Annotated in this window: 1 protein-coding gene and 1 pseudogene; one reads left to right on the top strand and one right to left on the bottom strand. The window is 45.0% G+C overall.

Features of this window, described 5'->3' with window-relative positions; genetic code table 11:
* The coding region (locus tag R7E00_RS25230; RefSeq protein WP_318124941.1) for an MFS transporter at positions 1–677 on the bottom strand (677 nt) is incomplete at its 3' end.
* Between the two features lie 139 nt (positions 678–816).
* Between R7E00_RS25230 and R7E00_RS25225 the strand changes: the two are divergent.
* Positions 817–1,027, top strand: a pseudogene (locus R7E00_RS25225) (AraC family transcriptional regulator); the annotation flags it as partial.

Genomic DNA, 1,027 nt, shown 5'->3' with positions numbered 1-1,027 from the left:
TGAAATTGGTAGTAAGAAAACAATGCGATATTGTAGAGCGCAACTAATAACGTCGATTGCCAGATTTGCGCATCTCTCAGTATTCGTCCCAGAAGAGAACCCATATTCAAAGGCTGTTTCTGAATTTGTGTCTCTGGCAGTTTGAAAACGTTGTAAACAAACAAGCCTAACGCCATGACAAACAGTGTAAAAAAGACGGTTTGATAGCCGCCCAATGCGGTTAACTGGCCGCCGAGCAACATGCCAATCACCGGACTGACAGAAATTCCTATTCCCATTACGCCGAATACTTTACCCAATTCTTCGCCAGAAAAACTGTCCCGCAACATGGTTTGCGTCACCACAGAACCCACCGCAATACCAAAGGCGCTCAACGCTCGTGCTAACATAACCACATCAAAGCGGTCAGTTTGCATCGCAACCAATGCAGAAAGCCCATAAACGAGCAAGCCAACTAGCATGGTTGGACGTCTTCCCCATTTATCTGCTAGTAGCCCCCAAACCACGACTCCGATTGCAAATGCTGTAAAGTAGATCGATAGGGTTTGCGCTGCTTGCGTATAGGTGACTGAGAATGACTGTGCAATATCACCAAGTGCAGGGCTGTAAATCGTCTCTACAATTTGTGGAAACATCAGCATCACAACCATTAATCCAATAGAAGGTTTCGTTTTCATTTTTGCCTCTCTATCCCACTTCGACCTGATGAATTCAGAAGCTTAAGTGGGTAACAAACTTAACTTGGCGCGCAGTATAGAAGGCGTTATGCTTTACCCATTAACATCATTAAGACCAAAAACATCAAAATTCGGACAAATGGCACTTATTGAAGAAAACACTCAGTTTGATGCAGACAAGCTCACAGCCAACGTGGTCGGCATTGCTGCAGATGTTGGTAAACACGACTCAGGGATGCATCAGCACTATAAAGGTCAGTTACTTTACGCGCCACAGGGATGCATGACGTTTGCCCTAAATGATTCCATTTGTATTTTGCCGCCAACCAAAGCAGTGTGGATCCCACCTC

The sequence above is a fragment of the Vibrio sp. Vb1755 genome, assembly GCF_033338635.1.
In the GTDB taxonomy this organism is placed as follows: domain Bacteria; phylum Pseudomonadota; class Gammaproteobacteria; order Enterobacterales; family Vibrionaceae; genus Vibrio; species Vibrio alginolyticus.
This window is presented reverse-complemented; position numbering and strand designations above follow the sequence as displayed.